Origin of the sequence: Mesorhizobium sp. KR9-304 (assembly GCF_040049215.1) — a bacterium.
Classification (GTDB): domain Bacteria; phylum Pseudomonadota; class Alphaproteobacteria; order Rhizobiales; family Rhizobiaceae; genus Mesorhizobium_K.
This window is the reverse complement of the sequence record NZ_JBDZDN010000001.1, coordinates 305,896-331,051: the sequence shown is the minus strand read 5'-3', so window position 1 is coordinate 331,051 and position 25,156 is coordinate 305,896. Positions and strand designations below refer to the sequence as shown.

21 protein-coding genes and 1 pseudogene are annotated in these 25,156 nt (G+C 65.2%); 12 read left to right on the top strand and 10 right to left on the bottom strand.

Translation table 11 applies throughout. From position 1 onward, the window contains the following. Positions 1-65 precede the first annotated feature (65 nt). From ABLE71_RS01635 to ABLE71_RS01605, 7 genes are all read right to left on the bottom strand, one after another. Positions 66-1,118, bottom strand: a complete 1,053-nt coding sequence (locus ABLE71_RS01635) for a hypothetical protein (protein WP_348781632.1) — start codon at positions 1,116-1,118, stop codon at positions 66-68. Beyond that, entirely contained in the window at positions 1,115-2,410 is a 1,296-nt protein-coding gene (gene glcF / locus ABLE71_RS01630) for a glycolate oxidase subunit GlcF (RefSeq protein WP_348781631.1), read from the bottom strand. The genes ABLE71_RS01635 and glcF overlap by 4 nt, the downstream gene beginning before the upstream one ends. A 380-nt stretch (positions 2,411-2,790) precedes the next feature. Beyond that, on the bottom strand, positions 2,791-3,021 hold the full coding sequence (locus tag ABLE71_RS01625; RefSeq protein ID WP_348781630.1) for a DUF433 domain-containing protein: 231 nt from the start codon (positions 3,019-3,021) through the stop codon (positions 2,791-2,793). 115 nt (positions 3,022-3,136) lie between these two features. Beyond that, positions 3,137-3,514: a DUF4870 domain-containing protein gene (locus ABLE71_RS01620; RefSeq protein WP_348781629.1), complete on the bottom strand. Its 378-nt coding sequence runs from the start codon at positions 3,512-3,514 to the stop codon at positions 3,137-3,139. After that, complete coding sequence (locus ABLE71_RS01615; protein WP_348781628.1) at positions 3,511-4,773, bottom strand: FAD-binding protein; 1,263 nt, start codon at positions 4,771-4,773, stop codon at positions 3,511-3,513. Before ABLE71_RS01615 ends, ABLE71_RS01620 begins: the two co-directional genes overlap by 4 nt. Before the next feature lie 8 nt (positions 4,774-4,781). Then, on the bottom strand, positions 4,782-6,278 hold the full coding sequence (locus ABLE71_RS01610) for an FAD-linked oxidase C-terminal domain-containing protein (RefSeq protein ID WP_348781627.1): 1,497 nt from the start codon (positions 6,276-6,278) through the stop codon (positions 4,782-4,784). 167 nt (positions 6,279-6,445) lie between these two features. Next, the gene (locus ABLE71_RS01605; protein WP_348781626.1) at positions 6,446-7,741 is read right to left on the bottom strand and encodes a DUF3422 family protein; all 1,296 of its coding nucleotides are present in this window, start codon (positions 7,739-7,741) and stop codon (positions 6,446-6,448) included. Between the two features lie 184 nt (positions 7,742-7,925). Between ABLE71_RS01605 and ABLE71_RS01600 the strand changes: the two genes are divergently transcribed. From ABLE71_RS01600 to ABLE71_RS01590, 3 genes are all read left to right on the top strand, one after another. Beyond that, positions 7,926-8,693, top strand: a complete 768-nt coding sequence (locus tag ABLE71_RS01600; RefSeq protein WP_348781625.1) for an FCD domain-containing protein — start codon at positions 7,926-7,928, stop codon at positions 8,691-8,693. A gap of 132 nt (positions 8,694-8,825) precedes the next feature. Then, complete coding sequence (locus ABLE71_RS01595; RefSeq protein WP_348783628.1) at positions 8,826-9,959, top strand: alpha-hydroxy acid oxidase; 1,134 nt, start codon at positions 8,826-8,828, stop codon at positions 9,957-9,959. An 11-nt stretch (positions 9,960-9,970) separates the two neighbouring features. After that, complete coding sequence (locus tag ABLE71_RS01590; protein ID WP_348781624.1) at positions 9,971-10,708, top strand: metallophosphoesterase; 738 nt, start codon at positions 9,971-9,973, stop codon at positions 10,706-10,708. Between the two features lie 60 nt (positions 10,709-10,768). Here ABLE71_RS01590 and ABLE71_RS01585 read toward each other — a convergent pair whose 3' ends face one another. After that, complete coding sequence (locus ABLE71_RS01585) at positions 10,769-10,912, bottom strand: hypothetical protein (protein ID WP_348781623.1); 144 nt, start codon at positions 10,910-10,912, stop codon at positions 10,769-10,771. Between the two features lie 548 nt (positions 10,913-11,460). Between ABLE71_RS01585 and hisS the strand changes: the two genes are divergently transcribed. From hisS to hisG, 3 genes are read left to right on the top strand one after another with little or no spacing between them, the layout of a single operon-like run. Next, complete coding sequence (hisS, locus tag ABLE71_RS01580) at positions 11,461-13,059, top strand: histidine--tRNA ligase (protein WP_348781622.1); 1,599 nt, start codon at positions 11,461-11,463, stop codon at positions 13,057-13,059. After that, entirely contained in the window at positions 13,056-14,189 is a 1,134-nt protein-coding gene (locus tag ABLE71_RS01575; RefSeq protein WP_348781621.1) for an ATP phosphoribosyltransferase regulatory subunit, read from the top strand. The genes hisS and ABLE71_RS01575 overlap by 4 nt, the downstream gene beginning before the upstream one ends. After that, the gene (gene hisG, locus ABLE71_RS01570) at positions 14,186-14,905 is read left to right on the top strand and encodes an ATP phosphoribosyltransferase (RefSeq protein WP_348781620.1); all 720 of its coding nucleotides are present in this window, start codon (positions 14,186-14,188) and stop codon (positions 14,903-14,905) included. The genes ABLE71_RS01575 and hisG overlap by 4 nt, the downstream gene beginning before the upstream one ends. On the opposite strand, the gene ABLE71_RS01565 is transcribed toward hisG, so the two are convergent. After that, positions 14,856-15,776 carry a hydrogen peroxide-inducible genes activator gene (locus tag ABLE71_RS01565; protein WP_348781619.1) on the bottom strand — a complete coding sequence of 307 codons (921 nt, stop codon included), beginning with the start codon at positions 15,774-15,776 and terminating at the stop codon, positions 14,856-14,858. The genes hisG and ABLE71_RS01565 overlap by 50 nt on opposite strands. 250 nt (positions 15,777-16,026) lie before the next feature. Here ABLE71_RS01565 and katG point away from each other — a divergent pair, with 250 nt between their 5' ends. From katG to guaA, 6 genes are all read left to right on the top strand, one after another. Beyond that, on the top strand, positions 16,027-18,309 hold the full coding sequence (katG, locus tag ABLE71_RS01560; protein ID WP_348781618.1) for a catalase/peroxidase HPI: 2,283 nt from the start codon (positions 16,027-16,029) through the stop codon (positions 18,307-18,309). Between the two features lie 681 nt (positions 18,310-18,990). After that, positions 18,991-20,280 (top strand): RsmB/NOP family class I SAM-dependent RNA methyltransferase, encoded by a 1,290-nt coding sequence (locus ABLE71_RS01555; protein WP_348781617.1) that lies wholly within the window; start codon positions 18,991-18,993, stop codon positions 20,278-20,280. Positions 20,281-20,341: 61 nt separating this feature from the next. After that, positions 20,342-20,794 carry a TspO/MBR family protein gene (locus tag ABLE71_RS01550; RefSeq protein ID WP_348781616.1) on the top strand — a complete coding sequence of 151 codons (453 nt, stop codon included), beginning with the start codon at positions 20,342-20,344 and terminating at the stop codon, positions 20,792-20,794. Between the two features lie 148 nt (positions 20,795-20,942). After that, positions 20,943-21,329 carry a PaaI family thioesterase gene (locus ABLE71_RS01545; protein ID WP_348783627.1) on the top strand — a complete coding sequence of 129 codons (387 nt, stop codon included), beginning with the start codon at positions 20,943-20,945 and terminating at the stop codon, positions 21,327-21,329. Positions 21,330-21,332: 3 nt separating this feature from the next. Then, the gene (locus ABLE71_RS01540) at positions 21,333-21,968 is read left to right on the top strand and encodes a 5'-methylthioadenosine/S-adenosylhomocysteine nucleosidase (RefSeq protein WP_348781615.1); all 636 of its coding nucleotides are present in this window, start codon (positions 21,333-21,335) and stop codon (positions 21,966-21,968) included. A gap of 120 nt (positions 21,969-22,088) precedes the next feature. Next, positions 22,089-23,666, top strand: a complete 1,578-nt coding sequence (guaA, locus tag ABLE71_RS01535) for a glutamine-hydrolyzing GMP synthase (RefSeq protein WP_348781614.1) — start codon at positions 22,089-22,091, stop codon at positions 23,664-23,666. 243 nt (positions 23,667-23,909) lie between these two features. Here the strand turns inward: guaA and ABLE71_RS01530 are convergent. Further along, positions 23,910-25,046: pseudogene (locus ABLE71_RS01530) on the bottom strand (IS3 family transposase). Positions 25,047-25,156: the final 110 nt, after the last annotated feature.

The following is a 25,156-nucleotide window of genomic DNA, read 5'->3' as shown; positions in this document are numbered from 1 at the left end:
ACCGGCAAGGGCGGAGCGGCACAAAAAAGCCGCCCGCCCTTTCTTTTTTTGAGCCTCGCGGGAGGCTAGGTAAACTGTGGCAGATGGCAGCTGATCCGCGTCTGCGAATCCCAGAAAACATAAAGCAGTCCGCCGCTCCCCCATAGGACGTCGGAGCCCTGAACGCTCTGAAGCTCCGAATCCACTTGCAGGAGAAAATCCATCTGGCGATCAGTACCGGGAACACAAGGGATTTCCGGCGACTGAATCCATGACGGCAAGCCGCCCACTTTGAAAAGATTCTCCCGCGAGTTGCTGTTTCCCCATGACTGCCGAAGCCATCGATCGGGAGTGCGCGCCAGTCTGACCATGGTTTCCCTGAGCGGTACGATAATGTCGTCAAATCCCTGAGGATGGGCCGGCTCAATGGGTGTTGGTCGACCGTCCGCATCGTGAGAATAGAAGGTTGGGCCAAGGGAGTTTGGGCAGGTCTCCAGTCTAAGTTGTGGAAGCGGAGAACCCATCCCGACGGGCACATTCTCTAAGGTAATCAGATGAACCAGGGTTTGGCGGCATGTGGGGCACATAGCCGATCCCTCACCGCCCATTCTCAATTCACCCCCGGTTGTTGGTAGATGCCAAGTCGGATGCTTCTGGCGCGCAATGAAAGGCGGGCCGGGCGGCGGGCCGTTTTCAAAGATTATGTGTTCGCAGGGTGGAGGCCGCAGCGGGTCGGCGTGAGTCCACCAATCCCTGAAGTCGTATTCCTCTCTAAGGAGTGATTCTGGAAACAGCTCCGGCGCCTGCAGCGCTGCTTTGCTAATCAGACTTTCCACGTTACTGCCGCGTTTCGCGCGACCGAGTAGTAGAAAGGACAATCGGATGAGATCTTCATGGTCAAGAAACGAGACAGTGTCTTCGATGAGCGGCGTATCGTGAAGGTCGGCTTCAACCGCCGCCTTGATCAGCTTCAGCAGGAAACTTGAATCTCCATCGAAATGCCGGCCTATTTGTGTTTCCGCTTCTGAATATCGCGCCTGGAAAGTTTGACGAGGACTGACCGGGAACAGCCGTAGGATGGCATGGATTTCCGCGTCGGAGCTCAAGTCCTGTTTTCGTTCGCCTGCGTTTTCAGTCAAATGTTTGGCCTCTTCCCCCCATAGGCCCAGTCGAGCAGCTCGACCGTGTGCACCACCGGCAGCTTGGCGGCCGAGGCGATCTGCGTGATGCAGCCTATGTTGCCGGTGGCGACGAGTGCGGCGCCGGTCGCCTCGATGTTTTTCACCTTGCGTTCCAGCAGCCGCGCCGAAATCTCCGGCTGCATGATGTTGTAGGTGCCGGCCGAGCCGCAGCAGAGATGCCCCTCGCGCGGTTCCTTCACGACGAAGCCGGCCTTGCGCAGCAGATCCTTCGGTTCGCGAACGATCTTCTGGCCATGCTGCATCGAGCAGGCCGAGTGATAGGCGACCGTCAGCCCAGTCTTTTGCGCCGGCTCGGGCAGGTCGAGCGTGGCGAGAAACTCCGTCACGTCCTTCGCGAGGTCGGAAACCCGCGCTGCCTTATCAGCATAAACAGGATCGAGCCTGAGCATGAAGCCGTAATCCTTGATCGTCGTGCCGCAGCCCGACGCCGTGATGACGATCGCATCGAGCCCGCCTTTTTCGATTTCGCGCGTCCAGGCGTCGACGTTGCGCCGCGCCGCGTCGAGCGCGGCTTCCTCGCGGCCCATGTGATGGACGAGCGCGCCACAGCAGCCTTCGCCCCTGGGCACCACGATCTCGACGCCGAGCCGGGCGAGCAGCGAGATCGTGGCGTCGTTGATGCCGGGGTCGAGCACCGCCTGGGCGCAGCCGGTCAGCAGTGCGACGCGTTTCTTCCGCGCGCCGGTTGCCGCGTGCACGCCGGGCGACGAATTCCGCGACCGCGCAGCCACCGAGGCCGGCGCCAGTCTCAGCATGGCCGACAGCGGCTTCAGCGCTGGCGTGCGCTCGAACAGTCCGGCGAAGGGCCGCCCGAGCCGGGAGAGTATCAGCGCCGCGCGAAAGCGCGCGGGGTGGGGCAGCACGAAGGCGAGCAGCGCGCGGACCATGCGATCGGCAAACGGCCGCCTGTAGGTCTTCTCGATATGCGCCCGCGCATGGTCGACGAGGTGCATGTAGTTCACGCCGGACGGGCACGTCGTCATGCAGGCGAGGCAGGACAGGCAGCGATCGATATGGGTGACGATCTGCTTGTCCGCCGGCCGGCCGTTCTCCAGCATGTCCTTGATCAGGTAGATGCGGCCGCGCGGTGAATCCAGCTCGTTGCCGAGCGTCACATAGGTCGGGCAGGTCGCCGTGCAGAAGCCGCAATGCACGCATTTGCGCAGGATCTTTTCGGACTCCGCGACATCAGGATCGGCAAGCTGCTCGGCGGTGAATGTGGTTTGCATCTAAGGTGTCCGATTCGCAGGTCCAGTCAGATGCGGCATCGGCCTTCCAACGGGCAAACCATCGATATCCAGGATAACGAAATGCCCCGGCACAGGCTTTCGAAGCGCCGCTCGAACATTACGCTGCATTCGTTCCACTTCCGGCGCTCGTGGCGTAGGCAGCACGAGTACCGATATCGCGCTACCGGACAGATTCTGCTGGAATGCCATGCGCTTGTCGCACGTAATAAGCCAAGCATAACCTTGTCGGATCGCTTGGGCGATGACTGCACCATCGGGTAGGCTACGCCAGCTTTCTGGAAATGTGTCTACAACAATTCGCTCATCAGATAATACCGAGATAAGGTCTTTAGGGACAACTTCGTCGACAAGCGCTCTTATCACGCGGCGGCTCTAGAGAAGTTTCTGGCGGCGAGCAGTATAGCGGCTTCGGCGCGGTCGCGGCCGATACCCGGATAGTTTCTCAGCACGTCGTCAAGCGACAGACCCGCCGCAAGGTTCTCAAAGAAGGCCTCGACTGGAATGCGTGTTCCCTTGAACACGAGAGCGCCGCTGACGACGTCCGGCTTCGATTCGAACAGATCCTCTTCGGTTACGAGTTGCTGTTCCATGTCCTCATCTCCAATTTTGTACCTTCATATTATCCCATCCGCCCCGGATTGAGCAGGCCCTTCGGCAACCTCGCCATCAGCCTACCTGACAGTGCCGCGGACTCTGTTCCCTCGCCTAGATCAGCCAGCTTTCGGGGTTCTTGATCGGCTCGCCGCGCTGCAGCGCCTGTAGGCCGATGATGCAGCGCACGATGAACCAGACCGCGACCGCGAACATCAGCACGAAGCCCACCGCCAGGAGCATCAGCACTGCCGAGATCAGCGCGTAGAGCAGGCCGATCCAGAAGGTGCGGATCAGCCATGTGTAGTGCGTCTCGACGAAGCCGCCTGCCTTGCCCCGATTGATGTAGGCAAGCACGATGCCTACGAGGCCGCTGATGCCGATCACCAGGCCGGCGAGATAGAGGATGTAGATGACTTGCGCGTTGGTTTGGCCGGGTTCAAGCCAGCGGTCGGTCTGGCGGGGCGCGGCGGGCGGCGGCGTCTCGGTCATGATGCGTTCTCCTCCGTTGCTTCGGCCAGCGTAGCAGAGTTGGCGGCGGCTGCCATGCGCCCCGGATTGAGGATGCCCTTGGGGTCGAACTCGGCCTTCACCCTTGCCGAAAGCGCGGCCAGCGCCGGTCCTTCCGGCTCGAAGACGGGCACGGCGGCGCGCCAGGCCGGTGTCGCGCGCATCAGCGTCGCGTGGCCGCCACCGAACCGGCGGATCAGTCTGCGCAGAATATCAGCCTCGGGTTCGGCCTCCATGCGCAGCCAGACCAGCCCGCCCTGCCAGTCGTAGAAGGCGTCGGCCCCGGTCTCCATGCGCAGCGCCAGCACCATTTTGTGCGCCTCCGACGGCGCCATCGACACGCGCCAGACCGGCCGCGCCGTGCCGTCTGCGAAGGGCGCGCAGTCGCGGATGTCGCGCCACAGCGTCTGCGAGTTGCGGTCCGGCACCTCGTCGATCTGGCCGGCGTTCCTCAGCAGGCTTTTCAGCGCTGCGACGCGGTAGGCGACAGAGGGGCCGAACCCTTCGACCCGCAGCAGCGTCGTCGGGTCGGCTCCGCGCAGGTCGCTCGCCACGCGCTCGGTCACGCCGTAGGGTAGGTGGGCGGCGCCCGAAACCTCGGCGCTCGAGCCCATCGCCACCGCCATGGCGGCGGTCGCGTCCTCGTCGGTGAGGCCGCGGATCGCCAGCGTCGTCTCCGTCTCGGCCGCCGGCAGCACCTTGACGGTCACGTCGGTCAGCACGCCGAGCGTGCCCCAGGCGCCGGTCATCAGCTTGGAGAGATCGTAGCCGGTGACGTTCTTCACCACGCGGCCGCCCGACTTGAAGACCTCGCCGCGCCCGGACACGGCTGCAATGCCGAGCACATGATCGCGTGCGGCGCCCGCTTTGATGCGGCGCGGTCCCGACAGATTGCCCGACAGCACGCCGCCGATCGTGCCGCCCTTGCCGCCGCGCGTGTCGTGGTTGAGCAGCCGCGAGCAGTCCATCGGCTCGAAGGCGAGCTGCTGGCCGTTCTGCGCGAGAAGGTGCTCGATGTCGGCGATCGGCGTGCCGGCCTTGGCCGACAGCACCAGCTCCTCCGGCTCGTAAAGCGTGACGCCCGACAGCGCCGAGAGGTCGATCGCATGCTCGCATTGCTGCGGACGCCCGATGCCGCGCTTCGAGCCGTGGCCGAGGATCTCCAGCGGCGCTTCCTCCGACAGCGCCCACTGGACGGCGGTGGCGACGTCGGTAGGGGTGAAAGGGAGGAAGGTGGTCATGGCTGGAATCAGAATCTCGGGATGCTCGGGAACGGCAGCTTGCCGCCCGAGATATGCATGCGGCCAAGCTCGGCGCAGCGGCGAAGCTGCGGGAACACCTTGCCGGGGTTAAGCAGGTGGTTCGGGTCGAAGGCGCACTTCACCCGCATCTGCTGGTCGAGGTCGATCTGGTTGAACATCTCGCCCATCAGGTCGCGCTTCTCCACGCCGACGCCGTGCTCGCCGGTCAAAACGCCGCCGACCTTGACGCAGAGGCGAAGAATGTCGGCGCCGAAGCTTTCTGCCTTGTCGAGTTCGCCGGGCTTGTTGGCGTCGTAGAGGATCAGCGGATGCAGGTTGCCGTCGCCGGCATGGAAGACGTTGGCGACGGCGAGCCCGTATTTCTCCGACAGCCGGCGCATGCCGGCGAGCACCTTGGGCAGCTCCTTGCGCGGGATGGTGCCGTCCATGCAGTAATAGTCGGGCGAGATGCGGCCGACCGCCGGGAACGCCGCCTTGCGCCCGGCCCAGAAGGCAAGCCGCTCCTCTTCCGAGGTCGAGATGCGGCAGGTGGTCGAGCCGTTCCTGTGCGCGATCGCCTCGACCAGCCCGATCAGGTGATCGACCTCGACGCCCGGCCCGTCCAGTTCCACGATCAGCAGCGCCTCCACGTCGAGCGGATAGCCGGCATGCAGGAAATCCTCGGCCGCCTGGATCGCCGGCCGGTCCATCATCTCCATGCCGCCCGGGATGATGCCGGCGCCGATGATGTCGGCGACGCACTGGCCGCCCTGTTCGCTGGTCGGGAAGCCGATCAGCAGCGCGCGCGCCGTCTCCGGCTTCTTCAGGATGCGCACGGTCACCTCTGTCACCACGCCGAGCAGCCCTTCCGAGCCGGTCATCACGCCGAGCAGGTCGTAGCCGCCGCTGTCGAGATGCCGGCCGCCGAGCCGCACGACCTCGCCTGATATCAGCACCATCTCGATGCCGAGCACGTTGTTGGCGGTCAGCCCGTATTTCAGGCAGTGCACGCCGCCGGAATTCTCCGCCACGTTGCCGCCGATCGAGCAGGCGATCTGGGAGGATGGATCGGGGGCGTAATAAAAGCCCTCCTGCTCGACGGCGACGCTGATGCCGAGATTGGTGACGCCCGGCTGCGCGACGACAGCGCGGTTCGGAAAATCGATCTCGAGGATGCGGTTGAAGCGGCTCATGACGAGCAGCACCGCGTCCTCCAGCGGCAGCGCGCCGCCCGACAGCGAGGTGCCCGAGCCGCGCGGCACCACGCGGATGTTGCGCTCGTTGCAGTATTTCAGGATTTTCGCGACTTGCTCGACCGTCTCCGGCAGCACGACCACCAGCGGCAGCTGGCGATAGGCGGTCAGCCCGTCGCTCTCGAAGGCGCGCATCTCGTTGACGGCGTCCACCACGCCTTCGCCGGGAACGATGACCGCCAAGTCGGCCACGATCTCGTCGCGCCGCCGCATCGTCTCGGAATCGGGCTTGGGCATCGACAGGCCGGACATCGCGCCTCCGGGGAAAATTGGTAAAAAGGTTTTACCAGTTATCCTTTTTTAGCGCAAACCCACCCTACCAACCAGCTTCGATCGATTTGGCCGCGAAGGCTTCTGCGTCAAGATGACGCTGCGTAAGATGCGGCGCAAGGCGTGGGCGAGGCCAGCGGAGCGGCAGGTCAGTCCTGCCCGCGCCGCGCCTTCCTGACCAGCCACCACACGGTAACGATCGCGAACGGTACGGATCCTGCCGTAACGAGTTCCGGTGCGATGGCCTTGCCGAAGACGCTGGTCCCCTTGGCGAGATAGCCGATCAGGCCGACGACATAATAGGAGACCGCCGCCACCGACAGGCCTTCGACAGTCTGTTGCAGCCTGAGTTGCAACTTCGCGCGATTGTTCATGGAGGCGAGCAGGCCGCGGTTCTGCTTCTCGACCTCGACGTCCACCCAGGTGCGCAGGAGCTGCGTGGCGCGGGTCAGCTTGCGCGACAGGTTGGCCTGGCGCTCCTCGACCGACCGGCAGGTCCGCATGGCCGGCGCCAGGCGGCGCTGGAGAAAGCCGCCCCAGGTATCGTGACCCGGCACGACCTCCTCATCCAGGGCGTCGAGGCGCTCCAGAACGATGCCGTCGTAAGCGCGGCTAGCGCCGAACCGGTAAAGGCTCGCGGCTGCATCCGCTTCAAGCTCCGCCGCGAGTTCGGTCAGTTCGGCAAGCAGCGTCTGGCTGTTGCGGCTGTCCGCCGCCTTCATTTCCGTGGTGAGCGTGGCGAGGCGGTCCTCGATGCGGCGTACGCGGCCGGACAGCGACTGCGCCAGCGGCAGGCCGAGCAACGCCAGCGTCCGGTAAGTCTCGATGTCCATGAGCCTTTGGCAGAGCGCGCCGGTGCGCTGCGCCGTCAGGCCGCGGTCAAGGATCAGGATACGGGTCAGCCCGTCGCCGTCCTGCCTGAAATCGGTGACGATGGCGGCCTTGCCGGTCTCGACGACGGAATAGCAGAGGCTTGTCGGGTCGAAAGCGCCGATCAGCTTCTCGTTCTCCGGTGTCCATTCGCGGATCTCCAGCCGGATGCCGGAGATGACCGTTCCCGGAGGAGAAAAGCCGTTGCCGAAAGGCGAATCCTTCCCCCGCCCGTTGTCGGACAGTGGCCCTTCCCACAGATAGGTCGAGAATTCCGTATGCCGTTCCCAGCGCAGCGTGCCCTGTCCCCAGCTCATCGCGTGGTGGCGGGCCTGTTTGTCGGGCGCGGCAATGCCGAGGCGGCGCGACAACTCCGACAGCACCGCGTGATCGACGGCGGAGCCTCCCTCGGTCATGAAGGCGAGCTGGATGAGCGTGCGCGGCTGCTGAACCAGCGGATGCGGACGCGAATGCACTTCGCCGATGGCGTCGGAACGGCCGCCATGCGCGGGAAAGCCGAGCACGCTGCCGGTCAGCCCGGACGAAAATTCAAGTTTGGACGGCTCAACGGACATTGGCCCGCTCCATGGAACAAGAGGGTCGTTATGATCGTAGGACACCCGCGGACCCATGCGCGACGTTGTCGCGGCGCGCGATGTCGTGAATTGGACGGCAGCGCCGCAACTGGATAAATTAATTGACCAGTTTGCCGGAATGGCTCTATTCTCAACCATTCGGATCGGCCGGTCGGGTATGGCCTTGGGTGAGATTTTTTCCAGGATAGAGCACTCGCGCACGGCCGACGAGGCCGTGCAGCAGATCGAGGCGCTCATCCTCGAAGGCATATTGCGCGTCGGCGACCGGCTGCCCGGCGAGCGCGATCTGGCGCGCCAGTTCGACGTGTCGCGGCCGATCCTGCGTGACGCGCTGAAGGATCTCGAAGCGCGCGGCCTGCTGACCACCACGCCCGGCGGCGGCACCTATGTCGCCGACGTGATCGGCCAGGTCTTCGCCCGCCCGGTCACCGATCTCTTCGCTACTCACCGCAAGGCGGCGAGCGACTACCTCGAATACCGCCGCGAGATCGAAGGCATCGCCGCCGACTTCGCCGCCCGCCGCGCCACCCCCGACGACCTCGCGCTGCTCGACCGCATCGTCGAGCGCATGCAGGAGGTGCATCCCTCCGGCGACATGGAGGCGGAGGCCGCGATCGACGTCGAGTTCCACCAGGCGATCGGCGAATGCGCGCACAACATCATGCTGATGCACACGCTGCGTTCCTGCTACCGGCTGCTGTCGGAAGGCGTGCTGCAGAACCGCATCCTGGTGTTCAACCTGCCCAACGCCAGCGCCGCGCTGCTCGAGCAGCACCTGGCGATCCACAAGGCGGTCCGGTCGGGCGATCCCGCCGCCGCCCGCCATGCGGCGATGGATCACATCACCTATCTCGAGCAGGCGATGGCGGAGGCCGAACGCACCGGCGACTGGCAGCGCGTCGCGCGGCTCCGCCTGCGCCAGCGCAGCTAGGGTCAGGACCGAAACCGATGCTCGAACAAGGAACAGCGCGAGAGATCGCCGGAACGGAATTTTCATGACGAATATCGATTGGAGGCAATGATGGCGACTGGACCGAACGCTAAGCCGCTCAGGGGCACGCCGATGTCGATCCTCGAGATCGACGATCTCAAGAAGATGGCCAGGCGGCGCGTGCCGAAGATGTTCTTCGACTATGCCGATTCAGGCGCCTGGACCGAGGGCACCTACCGCGCCAACGAGGAGGATTTCCACAAGATCAAGCTCCGCCAGCGCGTGCTGGTCGACATGAGCAACCGCTCGCTGGAGACCACCATGATCGGCGAGAAAGTGTCGATGCCGGTGGCGCTGGCGCCGACCGGCATGACCGGTATGCAGCATCCCGACGGCGAGATTCTGGCCGCCCAGGCCGCGGAGGAATTCGGCGTGCCTTTCACGCTGTCCACCATGAGCATCTGCTCGATCGAGGATGTCGCCGAGCGGACGACGAAGCCGTTCTGGTTCCAGCTCTACGTGCTCAGGGACAAGGATTTCGTCTTCAACCTGATCGACCGGGCCAAGGCCGCGAAATGCTCGGCGCTGGTGCTGACGCTGGACCTGCAGCTTCTCGGCCAGCGCCACAAGGACCTGCGCAATGGCCTGTCGGCGCCGCCGAAATTCACGCCCAAGCACGTCTGGCAGGTGGCGACGCGGCCGCGCTGGGCGGTGGGCATGCTCGGCACCCCGCGGCGCACCTTCCGCAACATCGTCGGCCACGCCAAGGGCGTCGGCGATCTTGCCTCGCTGTCGTCCTGGACCACCGAGCAGTTCGACCCGCATCTGTCGTGGAAGGATGTCGAGTGGATCAAGGAGCGCTGGGGCGGCAAGCTGATCCTGAAGGGCATCAACGACGTGGATGACGCGAAGATGGCGCTCAGCACCGGCGCCGACGCCATCATCGTCTCCAACCATGGCGGCCGCCAGCTCGACGGCGCGCCGTCCTCGATCTCGATGGTCGAGCCTATCGCCGATGCGGTCGGCGACAGGATCGAGGTCCACATGGACGGCGGCATCCGCTCCGGCCAGGACGTGCTGAAGGCGCTTTGCCTCGGCGCCAGGGGCACTTATATCGGCCGGCCGTTCCTCTACGGTCTCGGCGCGCTCGGCAAGCCCGGCGTCACCAAGGCGCTGGAGATCATCCGCAAGGAGTTGGACATGACGCTGGCGCTCTGCGGCAAGCGGCTGATTACGGACGCCGGCAAGGACATGCTGCACCGGTAGGGGGAGGGCGCATGCCCGGCATCCACTACCTCGACGCGCGTGGGCCCGAAGGCACGGTCGTCTACGCCATCGGCGATGTGCATGGCCGGCTCGACCTGCTTGCCGAGATGCACGCGCAGATCGTAGCGGACATAATGCGCGTCCGCCCGTCCGACTGGCGCATCGTCCATCTCGGCGACTATGTCGATCGGGGCCCTGAATCCAAGGGCGTGCTGGAGTTCCTCGTCCGCCAGACCGCCGCCGACGCACGCATCCTCTCGCTCGCCGGCAACCACGACATCGGCTTCCTGGATTTCCTTGCCCGGCCCGACCCCGATGGGCTGTTTGCCCGCTACGGCGGCGTGCAGACGGCCTGGTCCTACGGCATAATGCTTGATCCGGGCGCCCTGCGCGGCTTCGCGGTGAGCAGCCGGGCGCTCGCCGCCGCGGTGCCGGCAAGCCACAAGGATTTCCTTCGCGCGCTGAAATTCTCGGTCTCGCTCGGCGATTTCTTCTTCTGCCACGCGGGCATTCGCCCAGGCGTCGCGCTCGACGCGCAGGATCCGCTGGACCTGATCTGGATCAGGGGCGACTTCCATCGCCACGAGGAGCTTCACCCGAAGGTCGTGGTGCATGGGCACACGCCGGTGTCCGAGCCGGAAATCTGCGCCAACCGCGTCAATGTCGACACCGGCGCCTTCGCAAGCGGACGGCTGACCGCGCTCGTCATCGACGGCGCCGAAAAACGTCTGCTGACGGTGGAAGCCTAGCAATTCCAGGAAAAGCGCAAACCGGTTTTCCGTCCGGAATTGCGATGCTGGTCTTGGAGCTTAGCGGTTGAGGGCCGTGGTGACGCCGTAGCCGTCGACGACGGTATGTCCGCTTTTTGCATCGGCTGCATAGATGCCCACGCCCCAAAGCCCGATGGCGGCAAGCATGGCGAACGAAAGAAGCGCGGCTTTCACGGGAGTCATCTCGGTCTGTTGCCCTGTCACATCTGGCACGAATGAAGTTACGAATGCGTTTCGATCCAGATGCACGTCGCAAGGCGGTTTCGATGCCGCCAAGAGATACCCAAGCCCTGTATCATCACCATGTCGCCGGCCGGTCCGAACTGGTTCAATCTTGAATCGAAATTCGAAACCGGAAGCGCGACCATCTAGTCAAGGTTAACGCACGAAGCCAGCGCCAGGCTGACCATCCACAGCAAAAGAAACAGCCCGTGCCATAAATGCAACGGGGGCGGTTGTCGGGGGCGGGCGCGGCGTGCTGCCCCTCACCCTTACCCTCTCCCCGTGAAGGACGGGGAGAGGGGTCGCCAGCGTCGCGGCCATCCTCCTCCCTCCGCACTTGCATGGAAGAGCGACAGCGCCAGAGCGCGCTCCTCTCCCCGTCCTTCACGGGGAGAGGATGCCGGCAGGCAGGTGAGGGGCAGCGCCACGGGTTCCAAGAGCACCTTGCTGCCAAAGGCTCCATCGTTTAGGACGCGCGCCATACAACCTCTTGCGAAGCGACGATTTCCATGGCCGACAAATCCGAGAAGACCAGGGCGCGGCTGCCGCGCGGCTTTGTCGACCGTTTTCCCGACGATATCCGCGCCGTCGAGAAGATGATGGCGAAGATCAGGGAGGTCTACGAGCTCTACGGCTTCGAGCCGGCCGAGCAGCCGCTTATCGAATATACCGACGCGCTGGGTAAATTCCTGCCCGACCAGGACAGGCCCAACGAAGGCGTCTTCTCTTTCCAGGACGATGACGACCAGTGGCTGTCGCTGCGCTACGACCTGACCGCGCCGACCGCCCGTTTCGTCGCAGAGAACTTTGAACGCCTGCCGAAACCCTATCGCAGCTACCGCTCCGGCTGGGTGTTCCGCAACGAGAAACCCGGCCCCGGCCGCTTCCGCCAGTTCATGCAGTTCGACGCCGACACGATCGGCACGCCGGGCGTCGCCGCCGACGCCGAGATGGCGATGATGATGGCCGACGTCATGGAGGCGCTGGGGATTGCGCGCGGCGACTACGTCATCCGCGTCAACAACCGCAAGGTGCTGGACGGCGTGCTCGAGGCCATCGGCCTTGGCGGCGATGACAACGCCGGGCGGCGACTGACGGTACTCCGGGCGATCGACAAGCTGGATAAGTTTGGACCGGAAGGTGTGAGCCTGCTTCTCGGAGCAGGCCGATGGGATGGCGGCAAGGAAGGCGAGGGGGATTTCACCAAGGGGGCCGGTCTGGATGAAGGGCAGATCGCAAACCTGCTGGGAGTGATAGGTCCCGAACATGTCCACTCAGCGCACATCGATACTAAGAATTGGACGGTTCTTGAAGACGACGCGGTATCGCCAAACTTCGACAATTTCAGGATTCTGAATGCTCTGATACTCGATGAGTGGGAAAAGGTCTTGAGCGTGAGCGAAACGGGACGGCAGGGTCTTGTGGAGCTTCGGTCGATCGCAGAGTTGGTCGGAGCCGCTGGATATGGGACGAAACGCATTCGTATAAGCCCCTCCGTCGTCCGTGGCCTCGAATACTACACCGGCCCGGTCTACGAGGCCGAACTGCTCGCCGAAATCCCCAACGAGGAAGGCAAGATCGTGCGCTTCGGCTCGGTGGGCGGCGGTGGGCGTTATGACGGGCTGGTCTCGCGCTTCCGCGGCGAGCCGGTGCCGGCGACCGGTTTTTCCATCGGCGTCTCGCGCCTGACGGCGGCGCTGAAGGCGCTGGGCAAGCTCGATACGTCCGACGTCATCGCGCCTGTTGTCGTGCTGGTCATGGACAAGGACACCGAAAGCCTCGGCCGCTACCAGAAGATGGTGTCCGAGCTCCGCAAGGCCGGCATCCGCGCCGAGATGTATCTCGGCGGCGCCGGCATGAAGGCGCAGATCAAATATGCCGACCGGCGCGGCAGCCCGGCCGTCGTCATCCAGGGCGGCAACGAGCGCGCCGAGGGCGTCGTGCAGATCAAGGATCTCATCGAAGGCGCGCGCCAGGCCAGCGCGATCGCCGGCCATGCCGAATACAAGGAAGCGCGTCCCGGGCAGGTGACGGTATCGGAGGCCGATCTCGTCGCCGAGGTGCAGAAAATCCTCGACGCGCAGGCGGCGGAGCGGAGGAAGGGGTGACCTCCCGCTACCCTGCCATCGCTCCATCCATCCTCGCGCTGTTCGCCTCCCGTGGCGCGGCGTCGGTCGACGTGCCGGTGCTGCAGCCCGCCGACCCGTTCCTCGACATGGCCGGCGAGGATCTGCGCCGGCGCATCTTCCTCACCGAGAGCGAGACGGGCGCGGCCCTCTGCCTGCGTCCGGAATTCACCATTCCCGTCTGCCTCGACCACATCGCCAGCCAGGCCGGCACGCCGCGCCGCTATGCCTATCTCGGCGAGGTGTTCCGCCAGCGCCGCGAGGGCGGCAACGAGTTCTTCCAGGCCGGCATCGAGGACCTCGGCGACACCGACACGGCGCGCGCCGACGCCCGATTGGTGGCCGATGCGCACGCGCTGCTGACGCTGACGCTGCCCGGCATTCCGCTGACCGTCACGCTGGGCGACCAGACCATCTTCGAGGCGGTGCTGGCGGCACTTGGCCTGCCGCGCGGCTGGCGCATGCGGCTCGCCCGCGCCTTCGGCTCGGCCGACATGCTGGCTGCCGCACTCGCCGATCTCGCCAATCCGCCGAAGAACGGAGCGCTGCCGGAACCGGTCGCAGCCCTCGTCGCCGACGGCGATCTGGAAAGGCTCGCCGGGCACATCGCGACCGACATGGCCCAGGCCGGCCTGTCGCCCTCCGCCGGCCGCACGCCGCAGGAGATCGCGCGGCGTCTCGTCGAGAAGGCCGAGCTGCGCAGCGTCAGGCTCTCGGCGGAGGCCTTCGCAGCGCTCGAAAAATTCCTCGCCATCGACGTACCGCTCGATGGGGCCGCGGCCGCGCTCGAAGCCTTCGCCAAATCCGCCGGCCTGTCGCTCAGCTCGGCCCTTGCCAACTTTTCCGCCCGCGTCGAGGCGATCTCCGCCCAAGGCCTGCCGCCCGCCGCGATCCGCTACGACGCCGCCTTCGGCCGCCCGCTCGACTATTACACCGGCCTCGTCTTCGAGATGTCCGCCGGCCCCGGCTCGGAATCGGCAACACGCCCGCTCGTCGGCGGCGGCCGCTACGACCGGCTGCTCACGCTGCTCGGCGCGAAGTCGCCTATCCCCGGCGTCGGCTTCTCCGTCTGGCTCGACCGCATCGAGCAGCTTGGGGGAGGGGCGGCATGACCATAACCCTCGCCATCCCCTCCAAGGGCCGTCTCAAGGACCAGTCGCTAGAAATCCTGGCGAAGGCCGGGCTCGCCGTCAGCCTGCCCGGCGACGACAGGAAATACCGCGCCCGCATCGAGGGGCGCGACGGTGTCGAGATCGCTTTCCTGTCGGCCACCGAGATATCCGGCGAGATCGGCCAGGGCAGCGTCGATCTCGGCATCACCGGCGAGGACCTGTTGCGCGAAAACGTCGCCGACTGGGAGAGCAAGGCGGCGATCGAGGCCCGCCTCGGCTTCGGCCCGGCCGATGTCGTGGTCGCGGTGCCCGAATCCTGGCTCGACGTCGAGACCATGGCTGACCTCGACGATGTCGCCGCCGAGTTCCGCCAGCGCCACGGCCGGCGGCTGCGCATCGCCACCAAATACTGGCGTCTCACCCAGCAGTTCTTCTCGCAAAAACACGGTATCCAGGTCTACCGCATCGTCGAAAGCCTCGGTGCCACCGAGGGCGCGCCGGCTGCCGGTTCGGCCGACGTCATCGTCGACATCACCACCACGGGCTCGACCCTGCGCGCCAACCACCTCAAGGTTCTTGCCGACGGCGTCATCCTGCGGTCCGAGGCCTGCCTGGTGCGCTCGCTGAAAGAGCGCTCCGCCGCAGACACGGCGCTGACAGCCGAAATCAGTTCGGCGCTCGCCCGTTCGGTTGGCGCGCCCGCAGTTCGCGGATGATGGCGGCCAGCGCCTGGCATTCTTCCGGACGCGCCCGGTTGCGCCGCCAGGCCATGCAGATCGTCCGCTCGGGCATAGGCTCGGCGAAGGGCACGATCTTCAGGTCGCGCATCGCTCCTGCGGCGTCTGCAGCCATCTCCGGCACCAGCGTCACCCCCATGCCGTGCGCCACCATCTGCAGCAGCGTGGTCAGGCTGGTCGCGCCATAGCTCGCCATCGCCACCGGCTTGACGCTGCCGCACACGGCCAGCGCCTGCTCGCGCATGCAGTGCCCTTCCTCCAGCAGCATCAGCCGCTCCAGCGCCGGGCTTTCCGGCGGCACTGGCGGTGACGCGAAGGCGGGGTCCTGCGCCGGCACGGCGAGGAAGAAGCGGTCCGCGAACAGCGCCTCCGTCATCAGCGCCGGCGCGTCGAGCGGTGTGGCGGCGATGAAGGCGTCGAGCCGGCGCGCCGCTGTCTCCTCGATCAGCGTCGAGGTCACCGCCTCGCGCAGTTCGAGCTGGAGGTTCGGGAAGCGCGCCCTGATCTCGGGCAACATCCGCGGCAGCAGATAGGGCGCGATCGTCGGGATGATGCCGAGCCGGAAGCGGCCTTCCATGGCCGTCCGTCCCTGCCTGCCGAAATGCTCGATCTCGCGCAGTTCCGAAAGCACGCGTTCGATGCGCGGCTGCAGCGCGGCCGCCTCGTCGGTCATGCGGATAGCCTTGCCGCCGCGCTCGAACAGTGAGCAGCCGAGCTTCTCTTCCATTTCCGCGATCTGGCTGGACAGCGCCGGCTGGCTGACGCCGGCAAGCACCGCCGCGCGGCCGAAATGCAGCGTCTGGGCCAGCGCGTCGAAATATTCCATCTGCCTTACGGTGAGTCGTATCATAAGGACAAGTTATCGTCGCGAATAGGAAATGCAATTTGTATTTATCGCGCGCCTTCGCTACTCTGGAATTGTTCCAGACTGGAGCTCCTGCGATTTGCAAGGCTCGCCTGGGCTTGCCGTGAAATCACACCACCGGGGGGAGGCAACAGCGATGACACATCCTCCCGCTATGAAGACATCGGTGGTGGCGCCCGGCCTCTGAGTCGTGGGGCCGGCTTCGCATTGGATTCGAGACACGTTGGAGAGAGACATGGACGCAAAGACCGACGACAAGGGCCCCGGTGGCACGGGTTCCGGCAAATGCCCCGTCATTCATGAGGCCGGCGGCACGAGCATCAGGGATTGGTGGCCGGACCAGCTGCGGGTCGATCTCCTCAGCCAGCATTCGTCAAGGTCCGACCCGCTGGGCAAGGGCTTCGACTACCGCGAGGAGTTCAAGAAGCTCGACTACGACGCGCTGAAGAATGACCTGCGCCAGCTGATGACCGACTCGCAGGACTGGTGGCCGGCCGACTTCGGCCACTATGGGCCGCTCTTCATCCGCATGGCCTGGCACAGCGCCGGCACCTACCGCGTCGGCGATGGTCGCGGCGGTGGCGGTCGCGGCCAGCAGCGTTTCGCGCCGCTGAACAGCTGGCCGGACAATGTCAGCCTCGACAAGGCGCGCCGCCTGCTGTGGCCGATCAAGCAGAAATACGGACAGCGGATTTCCTGGGCCGACCTTCTGATCCTCACCGGCAATGTCGCGCTGGAAACGATGGGCTTCCGCACCTTCGGTTTCGCCGGCGGACGCGAGGACACCTGGGAGCCTGACCAGGACGTCTACTGGGGCCGTGAGACCACCTGGCTGGGCGGTGACCTGCGCTATGCGCAGGGCTCGGAAGGCGTCGAAAAGCCGGCCGACGAAGGCGTGCTTGCGGCCGACGACAATGCCGACGGCAAGGTGCATTCGCGCAATCTCGAAAACCCGCTCGCCGCGGTGCAGATGGGCCTCATCTACGTCAACCCGGAAGGTCCCGACGGCAACCCCGATCCGCTGCTCGCCGCCAAGGACATCCGTGACACCTTCGGCCGCATGGCCATGAACGACGAGGAGACGGTCGCGCTGATCGCCGGCGGACACACCTTCGGCAAGACCCACGGCGCCGGCCCGGCCGACAATGTCGGCCCCGAGCCCGAAGCAGCCGACCTCGACGCCCAGGGCCTGGGCTGGCACAACCGCTTCGGCTCCGGCAAGGGCGGTGACACCATCACCAGCGGCCTCGAAGTCACCTGGACGCAGACGCCCGCTCAGTGGAGCAACTTCTTCTTCGAAAACCTGTTCAAGTTCGAGTGGGTGCTGGAGAAGTCCCCGGCCGGCGCAAACCAGTGGGTGGCGAAGGACGCTGGCGAGGTCATTCCCGATGCGCACGATCCGTCGAAGAAGCGCCGGCCGACCATGCTGACCACCGACCTGGCGCTGCGCGTCGACCCCGTCTACGAGAAGATCTCGCGGCGTTTCCTGCAGAATCCGCAGGCCTTTGCCGAAGCCTTCGCCCGCGCCTGGTTCAAGCTCACCCACCGCGACATGGGGCCGCGATCGCGTTATCTCGGGCCGGAAGTGCCCCGTGAAGAACTGATCTGGCAGGACCCGGTGCCGGCGGTCGACCATCCGCTGGTCGACGAAGCAGACGCGGCGGCGCTCAAGGCCAAGGTGCTCGCCTCGGGCCTGACCGTCTCCGAGCTGGTCGGCACTGCCTGGGCTTCTGCCTCCACCTTCCGGGGCGGCGACAAGCGTGGCGGCGCCAATGGCGCGCGCATCCGCCTGACGCCCCAGAAGGACTGGGCGGTAAACCAGCCGGAGCATCTCGCCAGGGTGCTCAAGGTCCTGGAGCGCATCCAGTTCGAGTTCAACCAGGGCCGGAACGACGGCAGGAAGGTCTCTCTCGCCGACCTGATCGTGCTTGCCGGCAACGCCGGCGTCGAGCAGGCGGCGAAGGCCGCCGGCCACGACGTCGTCGTGCCGTTCGCGCCCGGCCGCACCGACGCCAGCCAGGCGCAGACGGACGCGGAGTCCTTCGCGTTCCTCGAGCCGGTCGCGGACGGCTTCCGCAACTACCAGAAGGCCCGCTACGCGGTGCCGGCCGAGCATCTGCTGATCGACAAGGCGCAGCTTCTCACGCTGACCGCCCCCGAACTGACGGCGCTGATAGGCGGCCTGCGCGCCATCAACATCAACACTGATGGCTCCACGCATGGCGTGTTCACGGACAGGCCCGGTGCGCTGACCAACGACTTCTTCGTGAACCTCTTGGACATGGGCACGGAGTGGAAGGCGATCTCCGGGGCCAGGGATGTGTTCGAAGGGCGGGACCGCAAGACCGGCGAGGTCAAGTGGACCGGCACGCGCGTCGACCTCGTCTTCGGTTCGAACTCGGTGCTGCGTGCCCTGGCCGAGGTCTATGCCGCCTCGGACGCGAAGCAGAAGTTCGTCGACGACTTCGTCGCTGCTTGGACCAAGGTGATGAACGCCGACCGCTTCGACCTCGTCTGACGGCGGTTCATCTCGACCGACGGGCTCTGAAACAGGCGCAGCGCGAGCGGCGCCTGTTTTCGCGTGGAAAGGCATCCGGGCCAAACCATTGATTTCCTTCGATTTCGAAAAATAATCGGCCCGTTTCATTCACACCGATTCATCTTCGTCGATACTGCGGCCACCGCTCTCGCGGGAACCTGGTGCGCACAGGGTATCAGGGAGGGCGGCGGCGCCGGATCGGTCGCGCTAACGGTGGCGCGGCTGGGTGATGAACCCCCAGGTCCGGGCCCTGACGGAGACCAGCGGCACCGGCCGTGTCCTCCGCCGGGGCAAGAACGCCGGCGGGGCGCGGGAGACCGTGCCACGTACTAACTATTGAGAGGCTCGGCCCTGCGCCCCGCTTCCCGACTTCTCCTTGCCAAGGCAGGGAGCGTTCTTTGACAAAGGCCAGACGGCGGTTGCCGGGCGTGGCAACGGTGAAGCACGCCCTCCGGCCGAAGGCCGAGCCCGCGACCGCGGGCCGCCGGCTATCCGCCGCCCCAGCGGAGGCCGGGCGAGCGAAAGCGAGCGTTCGGCCGTGAGCGAGAAGAAGCACGGGCGTGGCAACGATGGAATGCGTCAGTCCCCGCTTGCGCTTGCCACGGCAGCCTCCCGCCGCTAGTCAGACCGGCATTCGGGCAACCGGCATTGGAGAGAGACATGCGCCTCGGCGGAAGACTGGCGGCGGCGATCGAGGTCCTCGACGACATTGCGGCCAGGCGAAGGCCGACGGCCGATGCACTCAAGGACTGGGGCCTGTCGCACCGCTTCGCCGGTTCCGGCGACCGCGCCGCGATAGGCAACATCGTTTACGATGCATTGCGCCGCAAGCGCTCGGCCGGCTGGCTGTTCGACGCCGACACGCCGCGTGCGCTGGCTTTCGGCGCGTTGCTGCTCGAATGGAACCTGACGCCGGAGAGCCTCAACGCCGCGCTGGACGGCGACCGCTTCGCGCCGCCGCCGCTGACCGAAGAAGAGTTGCATACGGCAGCGACGCGCCGGCTGGAGGACGCCCCGGCGGAAATCCGCGCCGATCTGCCCGATTGGTGCGCGCCCTTGCTGAGGGAAGCTTTCGGCGAGGGCTGGGTCGTCGAAGCGGCTGGTCTGTCGGCGCGCCCGCCGCTCGACCTTCGCGTCAATACGTTGAAGGCCAACCGTGATCGCATCCTGACCGAGTTGTCCGGTCTGGGCGCCGCGCCGACGCGCCTTGCACCCCACGGTATCCGCATCCCGCCGGTCGACGGCTCGGGTCGCCACCGCAACGTGCAGGCCGAACCGGCCTTCCAGAAAGGCTGGTTCGAGGTGCAGGACGAAGGTTCGCAGGTCGCGGCGACGCTCGCCGGCGCCGCGCCAGGCATGCAGGTGCTGGACTATTGCGCCGGCGCCGGCGGCAAGACCTTGGCGCTGTCGGCGGCGATGGAGAACAAGGGTCAGATCTTCGCCTACGATTCCGAGAAGCAGAGGCTCGCCCCGATCTTCGACCGGCTGCGGCGCTCCGACAACCGCAACGTCCAGGTCCTGTCGAGGGCTCAAGAACTCGTGCCCCTTGAAGGCCAGATGGACCTCGTCCTGGTCGACGCTCCCTGCACGGGCTCGGGCACATGGCGCCGGCGGCCCGACGCGAAATGGCGGCTGACGCAAAAACAGCTCGACGTCCGCACCGGCGAGCAGAAGGCGATCCTCGACGCCGCCAAGCTTTACGTGAAGCCGGGCGGTCGCCTCGTCTACATAACCTGCTCGGTCTTCCCGGCCGAGAATGCCCGCCAGATCGACGCCTTCCTCGCCCGCGAGCCGGGTTTCTTGCCGGTCGATCACCAACGCCTTTGGGGCGACCGTTTTCCGGGCCGCGCCGACCTGGCGATGATCGATAAGGAGCGCGGCATTTCGTTGACTCCCGCCAGGAGCGGCACCGACGGCTTCTATTTCGCCGCGCTTGTGAGGCAGGGCTGATCCTTGATTTCCGGCCGGCTCGCATCAGATAGAAGGGCGAAGCATCAAGGGGGCAAACGTCATGTCAGGCAGAGCGGCGCTAGCTCCATTCGTTCTCCTGGTCGTCGGCGGCGGCCTGCTGATCGGCTTCCTGACCGCGCCCGGCCCGTGGTACGAGGCGCTGGCGAAGCCTTCCTTCAACCCGCCGAATTGGCTGTTCGGCCCCGCCTGGACCATACTCTACGTACTCATCGCCATTGCCGGCTGGCGCATCTGGCAACGGGAGCGCTCGGGGACGGCTATGAAGCTCTGGTGGCTGCAACTGGCGCTGAACTTCCTGTGGTCGCCGGTGTTCTTCGCTTTCCAGCAGATTGGCCTCGCCCTGTTGGTGGTTCTTCTGCTTCTGGCCGCGATCCTGGCTTTCATCGCCGTCGCCTGGAATCGCGATCGTATTGCCGCATGGCTGTTCGTTCCGTATGCCGCATGGGTCGCGTTCGCTTCGACGCTCAATGCCGCGCTCTGGCAGCTCAACTGATTGCTGCACTGCACAATTCCGTTGCGTCCGCGTGGCCGCTTTGCGATAAGCGGCGTTTGGAGAGGCCGGTTCCGTGACGGCAGCGAAGATCATCCCTAACCCGAACTACGAGGAGCGCGTGCGCGCCTCCTTCGCGCGCCAGAACGCCATGACGACGATCGGCGCGGAGCTCACGCTCGTGACGCCCGGCATCGTCGAGATCGAGATGCCCTTCTCGCCGGCCCTGACCCAGCAGCACGGTTTCCTGCACGCGGGCGTCATCTCGGCGGCGCTGGATTCGGCCTGCGGCTACGCCGCCTTCTCGCTGATGCCGGAAAACGCCGCCGTGCTGACCATCGAGTTCAAGGTCAATCTGCTGGCGCCGGGCAAAGGGGTGCGCTTCCTGTTCCGCGGCTCGGTCACCAAGCCCGGCCGCACCATCGTCGTCGCCGACGGACAGGCCTATGCGATCGGCGCGGACGAGGAGGCGAAGCTCATCGCGACCATGACCGGCACGATGATGACGATCGTCGGCCGCGAGGGCATGGAGGGTTAGCCGGTGCCGCCTTTAGCAACGCTCGCCGGCAAGCGCATACTCTTCGCCATGGCGGCTGACCCGGAATACGGCCCCAACCTGAAGGCGCTGTTCGAGCCGCTGATGACCGGCGTGGGACCGGTCGAGGCTAGCATCTCGCTCACCAGGGCGCTCGGCGAAGCGAAGGTGGCCGGCTCCCCGCCGGACCTCGTCGTTTCGCTCGGCTCGGCCGGCAGCCGCCGTCTCAAGCGCACCGAAGTCTACCAGGCCGTCTCCGTCAGCTACCGCGACATGGATGCTTCGGCTTTCGGCTTCGAGAAGGGCGTGACGCCGTTCCTCGACCTGCCGGCGACGGTGCCGCTTCCCTTCAAGATACCCGGCGTCAAGGAGGCGACGATCTCGACCGGCGCCAATATCGTCTCCGGCCCCGCTTTCGACGCCATCGGCGCGGACATGGTCGACATGGAAACCTTCGCCTGCCTGCGCGTCTGCCAAATATTCGACGTGCCGCTGATCGGCCTGCGCGGCATTTCCGACGGCGACACCGACGTCGACCATATCGGCGACTGGCTGGAGTATCTGCATGTGGTCGACGAGAAGCTGGCCGACGCTGTGAAGAAGCTCGAAGCGGCGATTGCCGGCGGCACGATCAGTATTTGAGGAGGTTTGCTCGTCCGCCGCATGAGGCAGTTGAATCGACCTCTAGGCCGCATGAATCATCGTGAAAGACCCTTCGCGCAACCCATTGCGCCGACTCACACTTTTCTTTAAACGCCCGACATGAAGCACGCCGCGCATCCCGACAGCATCCTCATCATCGATTTCGGCAGCCAGGTCACGCAGCTGATCGCGCGCCGCATCCGCGAAGCCGGCGTCTACTGCGAGATCCATCCCTTCCACAACGCTTCCGAAGCCTTCGAGAAGCTGAAGCCCAAGGGCGTCATCTTCTCCGGCGGACCCGCTTCGGTGACGGCTGACGGCAGCCCCCGCGCGCCGCAGGCCGTGTTCGACAGCGGCGTGCCGATCCTCGGCATCTGCTACGGCCAGCAGACGATGGCCGCGCAACTCGGCGGCACGGTCGAAGGCGGCCATGCCGCGGAGTTCGGCCGCGCCGACGTCGAGATCAAGGCCGCAAGCCCGCTCTTCGAAGGCGTCTGGGAAGTCGGCAAGCGCTATCCCGTCTGGATGAGCCACGGCGACCGGGTAACGGAATTGCCCGAGGGCTTCCACGTCATCGCGACGTCGGAGAACGCGCCCTTCGCAATCGCCGCCGACCAGGGCCGTCGCTACTACACGACCATGTTCCACCCCGAGGTCGTACACACGCCGGACGGCGCAAAACTGCTTTCCAACTTCGTGCACAGGATCGTCGGGCTGAAGTCTGACTGGACGATGTCGGCCTATCGCGCCGAAATGATCCGCAAGATTCGCGAGCAGGTCGGAAGCGAGCGGGTCATCTGCGGCCTTTCGGGCGGCGTCGATTCTTCCGTCGCTGCCGTCTTGATCCACGAGGCGATCGGCGACCAGCTCATCTGCATCTTCGTCGACCACGGCCTGATGCGCCTCAACGAGGCCGACGAGGTGGTGAAGATGTTCCGCGACCACTACAACATCCCGCTGGTCCATGTGGACGCCTCCGATCTTTTCCTGACCCAGCTCGCCGGGGTCTCGGACCCGGAGATCAAGCGCAAGACGATCGGTAGGCTGTTCATCGAGGTCTTCGAGACCGAGGCCAACAGGATCGCCGAGGACGGCAAGGGTTCGCCGGCCTTCCTTGCCCAGGGCACGCTTTACCCCGACGTGATCGAAAGTGTCTCCTTCTCGGGCGGCCCCTCGGTCACCATCAAGTCCCACCACAATGTCGGCGGCCTGCCCGAGCGCATGAACATGAAGCTTGTCGAGCCGTTGCGCGAGCTGTTCAAGGACGAAGTACGCGCGCTCGGCCGCGAACTCGGACTGCCGGAACGCTTCATCGGCCGCCACCCGTTCCCAGGCCCCGGCCTCGCCATCCGCTGCCCCGGCGGCGTCACGCGCGAAAAGCTCGACATTCTGCGCAAGGCCGACGCGGTCTATCTCGACGAGATCCGCAAGGCTGGCCTCTACGACAAGATCTGGCAGGCCTTCGCGGTGCTGCTGCCGGTGCAGACCGTTGGCGTCATGGGCGACTATCGCACATATGACTTCGTCTGCGCGCTGCGCGCCGTAACTTCGGTCGACGGCATGACGGCGGATTTTTATCCCTACGATATGAACTTCCTCGGCCGCACCGCCACCCGCCTCATCAACGAAGTCCGCGGCATCAACCGCGTCGTCTACGACGTCACCTCGAAACCCCCCGGCACGATCGAGTGGGAGTAGAGGGCAAACGGCGGCAATAGCGTAGTTTCGGCGGGCTCGACTACTTTTGCCCGGTCTCATGCCAACTTCTATTTAGACTGAGCAATCTGAAGCGCGTTCGGCGTTCGATGTAAAGTGAGCTCTGCATGAGGACGAGCCACAGCGTACTGTGGCGTACGAATAGGCGGGTTTCTATGCGACGATAGCTCGCTCGAAGTGCTCATCCGGCTGGACTGCACCCGGATTGGCAGACAATTCCCAGCCTCACGCCGCGGCGCTTTCGAACGCCTCGGGACTGACGCCGCCGAGATGGCTGTGGCGGCGGGTTCGATTGTAGAACGCCTCGATATAATCGAAGATGTCAGCTCGGGCGAGATCGCGCGTTTTGTAGATGCGTTTTCGGATGCGCTCCTTCTTCAGGCTGCTGAAGAATGATTCCGCGACGACATTGTCCCAGCAGTTGGCGCGCCTGCTCATGCCCGGCTCCAGATTGTGGGCCTGGCAAAACCGCTTGAAGTCGTCGCTGCCGTATTGGCTGCCTTGATCTGAATGCACAACGGACGCGGCCGGCGGGCTTTCTGCGCCACACAGCCATGAGCAGCGCATCCAGGGCCAATTCTTTCGAGAGACTGGGTTTCATCGACCAGCCGACGACCTTTGCGTGCAAAGAGGTCGACGACGACCGCCAGGTAAAGCCAGCCCTGCCAGGTCCGGATATAGGTGATGTCGGTCACCCAGACCTTGTTGGCCGCATCGACGGTAAACTCGCGCTGTAGCCGGTTCGGAGCGATGATGGAGGGGCGGCCAGCAATGGCGCGCGGCTTCCTGTAGCCGCGCACAGGCTTGATCCCGTTCTCCCGCATGAGGCGTTCGACACGATGGAGGCCGCAGCTCTCGCCAGCCTCCCGAAGATCGCCGAATATGCGACGTGCACCGTAAACTCCGTGGCTTGCCCTGTAGGAAGCGCGAATGAGATCGAGCAGCCGGGCATCTTCCTTGGCGTGATCGCTTACAGGTCCGTGCAGCCATGTGTAGAAACCCGCACGGGCAACGCGCAAGACCCGGCACATCAAGGTGACCGCGTGTTCGTGACGGTGCTCGTTCATGAAGCGGTACTTCACTCGGGTTCCCTGGCAAAGTACCGCGCGGCTTTTTTAAGAGATCACGCTCCTCCTCAACCCGCCGCAGCTGCGACCGCAGGCGCAGGATCTCACTTTTGGCTTCGAGCAGGTCTTTCGACTGCTGCTCGGATTTGTCGGGCGACACCGCCTTGACCTACTTATAGAGACTGTGGGCGGAGACGCCCAAACGCGCCGCGACATCCGGGACGCCATAGCCGCGATCGACGACCTGTTTGACCGCTTCTTCCTTGAATTCCGGGGTAAACCTCTGCGTACTCACAAGCTGCCTCCTATGCTCAAAGGATAGGCGGGGGCTGTCTATCCCAACAGGGGCAGGCCACACACACCAGCCTTGTAGACAATGGAGGCGACGCGAGCTCAACGTCCGCT

Coding starts and splice junctions, on each gene's coding strand:
- ABLE71_RS01610 (WP_348781627.1), bottom strand. CDS start 6,278: ATGTCCGGCCTGTCGATGCCCAAGCCCGATTCCGAGACGATGCGGCGG.
- hisS (WP_348781622.1), top strand. CDS start 11,461: ATGGCCGACAAATCCGAGAAGACCAGGGCGCGGCTGCCGCGCGGCTTT.
- ABLE71_RS01620 (WP_348781629.1), bottom strand. CDS start 3,514: ATGACCGAGACGCCGCCGCCCGCCGCGCCCCGCCAGACCGACCGCTGG.
- glcF (WP_348781631.1), bottom strand. CDS start 2,410: ATGCAAACCACATTCACCGCCGAGCAGCTTGCCGATCCTGATGTCGCG.
- ABLE71_RS01605 (WP_348781626.1), bottom strand. CDS start 7,741: ATGTCCGTTGAGCCGTCCAAACTTGAATTTTCGTCCGGGCTGACCGGC.
- ABLE71_RS01615 (WP_348781628.1), bottom strand. CDS start 4,773: ATGACCACCTTCCTCCCTTTCACCCCTACCGACGTCGCCACCGCCGTC.
- ABLE71_RS01585 (WP_348781623.1), bottom strand. CDS start 10,912: ATGACTCCCGTGAAAGCCGCGCTTCTTTCGTTCGCCATGCTTGCCGCC.
- katG (WP_348781618.1), top strand. CDS start 16,027: ATGGACGCAAAGACCGACGACAAGGGCCCCGGTGGCACGGGTTCCGGC.
- ABLE71_RS01595 (WP_348783628.1), top strand. CDS start 8,826: ATGTCGATCCTCGAGATCGACGATCTCAAGAAGATGGCCAGGCGGCGC.
- ABLE71_RS01625 (WP_348781630.1), bottom strand. CDS start 3,021: ATGGAACAGCAACTCGTAACCGAAGAGGATCTGTTCGAATCGAAGCCG.
- guaA (WP_348781614.1), top strand. CDS start 22,089: ATGAAGCACGCCGCGCATCCCGACAGCATCCTCATCATCGATTTCGGC.
- ABLE71_RS01550 (WP_348781616.1), top strand. CDS start 20,342: ATGTCAGGCAGAGCGGCGCTAGCTCCATTCGTTCTCCTGGTCGTCGGC.
- ABLE71_RS01565 (WP_348781619.1), bottom strand. CDS start 15,776: ATGATACGACTCACCGTAAGGCAGATGGAATATTTCGACGCGCTGGCC.
- hisG (WP_348781620.1), top strand. CDS start 14,186: ATGACCATAACCCTCGCCATCCCCTCCAAGGGCCGTCTCAAGGACCAG.
- ABLE71_RS01590 (WP_348781624.1), top strand. CDS start 9,971: ATGCCCGGCATCCACTACCTCGACGCGCGTGGGCCCGAAGGCACGGTC.
- ABLE71_RS01545 (WP_348783627.1), top strand. CDS start 20,943: ATGACGACGATCGGCGCGGAGCTCACGCTCGTGACGCCCGGCATCGTC.
- ABLE71_RS01555 (WP_348781617.1), top strand. CDS start 18,991: ATGCGCCTCGGCGGAAGACTGGCGGCGGCGATCGAGGTCCTCGACGAC.